This is a genomic window from Ligilactobacillus pobuzihii E100301 = KCTC 13174 (assembly GCF_000349725.1).
Lineage (GTDB): Bacteria > Bacillota > Bacilli > Lactobacillales > Lactobacillaceae > Ligilactobacillus > Ligilactobacillus pobuzihii.
In genome coordinates this window covers 1-2,676 of record NZ_APCP01000100.1, presented here as the reverse complement: position 1 = coordinate 2,676, position 2,676 = coordinate 1, and the positions used below count along the sequence as shown (strand labels likewise).

Sequence of the window (2,676 nt, the reverse complement as noted above, 5' to 3'; positions counted from 1 at the left end):
CAAGCAAGTTAAAGGGTCAGCAGTTGACGTGAGCTTTGGTGGGGAGAAAGGCCTTCGCCTCCCGGCTCAGGTCTTTCTCCCCACCAAAGAGCTGCCCTAAGCTACTAAAGTGATAAATGATATATGGAAGTGGCTAATTTAATATTGAAATTTCCGTATAGCTTTTAAAGCTAGAAAAGCTGTTATCCTTTATAATTAATTTAATTGGTGACTGTGGAATAAAGTTATTTTTAATAAAATATGCTCTCCTTTTAATGTTTTTAGTTATGTGAAGTAATCATACAAAGGAAACGTATCAAACTTAATGGAAAAGTCTACCAATTCAATATATAAATAATAAATACAAGAACTGCATTATAATGAGATGAAAGAGTCTCAGTATAACGCAGTTCTTATTTTGGTTCTTTATCAAGTGGCATTGATGAAATAAATGTAAGCAGTGTTCAACTGGACGGATTTCAAGTAGAAGCTGATCATTATACAATTACCTCATTAAGTTAGATAGGGGGTAATTTTTTGGAAGATAGACCAGAATTCGTGCAAGTTAAGGTGGACGCACCTAAAAACAGAGATTATAAACCGCAAAAAGCCATGCAGTTCCGGGTAGATCAAAATAAAACGGTCGTTATTTATAACCGGATCAATAATTATATCCTGGACGCTTTTTTGAAGGCGGTGTTTACGCATGACGATGCTTGATCTATCCCAGGTCGACCGAATTTATTTGGCAACTGGGAAAACTGACCTTCGTAAAGGAATCGACGGTTTGGTTACTGTGATCACCGAACAATTCGACTTAGATCCATACCAGAGTGCTTTATTTTTATTCTGTGGTAGTCGCAAAGATCGTTTTAAGGGACTCCTGTGGCAGAAAGATGGCTTTTTGTTACTTTACAAACGTTTTGAAGACGGTCGTCTTCAATGGCCGATGAATCAAGCTGAAATGCGGCAGCTTCGACCTACTCAATTAGTCCGTTTACTACAAGGCTGGTCCATAGATGCGACGATCCATGACTTTGATCCGGTACATTTAAGACCCCACCAAAAGAACAATGTGATTTAGTTTTCCCTGTGGAAAACTAGATCTTTTTTGCTTATCCACAATTTTAAATCTATGGATGTAATCTCTTTCAAGCCGTGCTATGATAGTTTTTGAAAACATCAGCTGAACTGCTGATCGGAAAATGGTGAAGTTAAATGGATCAACAAAAAACAATCGATAAGTTAACACTTGAAAATGAAGAACTCCGTAAACAAAACAAAGCTAATGAACAGCGTATTGCTGAATTGGAAACTCTCTTAAAAACATTTCAGGCAAAACTATTTGGTACTAAATCAGAAAAGTCTACTTCTGTCGCTGAAAATCAGCTGAGACTTTGGGATGATGACAGTGTTTTTACCTGGTCAGAGCACACTGACAAACAAAGCACAGAAAGTTCTCAAGAAAAGAGCCAAAAATCACCAAAGAGGCGGAAAAAGCGGCAAAAGCAAATAGAAGGCTTAGAGACAGTTAAAAACGTTAAACGACTCAAAGAAACAGCTTGTCCTTCTGGACAAGCACTTAAGATTGTCGGAGAAAAATTTGTGGAGAAAAAATTGCACTATAAAGCTGCTGAATTATGGGTGGTCGAGGAATATGTTGAAACCTGTGCCTGTGATTGTGCGGACTGTCTGGCAAATAATAATGGTCAAACAGCTTTCTTTAATGCGGAAAAATCTTCGCCTTTATTCCCGCATAGCTTGGCTACACCAACTCTGTTAGAAGATATTGTTTATCAAAAATACGTTTTAGGGACACCTCTTTATCGTCAATTAAAAGATTGGCATCGTTTCGGGTGGAATGTTTGTGAGTCGACTTTAGCCGCTTGGGTCATTCAGGGGGCAGATAAGCTCAAATCATTGTATGATCTCCTACATAAAAAGCTACTGCAACGTCCCTACTTACAAGGTGATGAAACTGTGGTCAAGGTTTTGCGTGAACCTGGAAAAAAGCCTACGGCTGAATCACGGATGTGGGTCCAGCGCACGATTCAAAAAGATAAACTCCAAGCTATTTATTATGCCTATCGGCGTGATCGTTCCGAAAAATCGGCTCGTTCCTTATACGGTGGCTTTACTGGTGTTTTACAATGTGATGGGTATCAGGTTTACCCAAAGGTTGATTGTGCCGACCGTGTTGGTTGTTTAGCTCGTGTACGCTGTAAATTTTTTGAGGCAGCTAAATACAGTCAGACCGCTAAAGTTCCCCTAAAAATACTTGATCAAATCTTTCACCAAGAAAAGAAATGGGCCAGTTTAAGCATTTCTGCTAGAATGAGCAGAAGGAAAGAATTCTTAAGACCTTTGTTCGAGCAGTTTTGGCAGTCCTTGTCAGCTTGCGCAGCTCTGCCTAAGTCCTTATTGGGTAAAGCGATTAAATACGCACTAGGACAAAAAGAAGCTATTGATAAACTATTAGAGTATGGTGCGATCGATATTTCCAATAATACCTGTGAACAAGCAGTGAAATCGTTAGTCATTGACCGCAAGAACTTTTTATTCAGTACCAGTGTGGCAGGCGCTGAGGCGAATGCCATCTGGCTGACTTTGATCGAAAGTGCTAAAGCTAATGGCCTCGATCCGCAAAAATATTTAACCAAAATCCTTACTGTAGTTCCTCAGCTAGGGCCTTTTCCA

3 protein-coding genes are annotated in these 2,676 nt (G+C 39.3%); all 3 read left to right on the top strand.

Annotated features, from left to right (window positions below):
* The first annotated feature begins 516 nt into the window (after window positions 1-516).
* Complete coding sequence (locus LACPOB_RS0101425) at window positions 517-699, top strand: hypothetical protein (RefSeq protein WP_017867059.1); 183 nt, start codon at window positions 517-519, stop codon at window positions 697-699.
* Window positions 686-1,063, top strand: coding sequence for an IS66 family insertion sequence element accessory protein TnpB (tnpB, locus tag LACPOB_RS0101420; RefSeq protein ID WP_017867058.1), 378 nt, complete (start codon window positions 686-688; stop codon window positions 1,061-1,063). Before LACPOB_RS0101425 ends, tnpB begins: the two co-directional genes overlap by 14 nt.
* 134 nt (window positions 1,064-1,197) lie before the next feature.
* Window positions 1,198-2,676, top strand: a 1,479-nt coding sequence (gene tnpC, locus LACPOB_RS0101415) for an IS66 family transposase (protein WP_017867057.1), incomplete at its 3' end; no start/stop codon positions are given.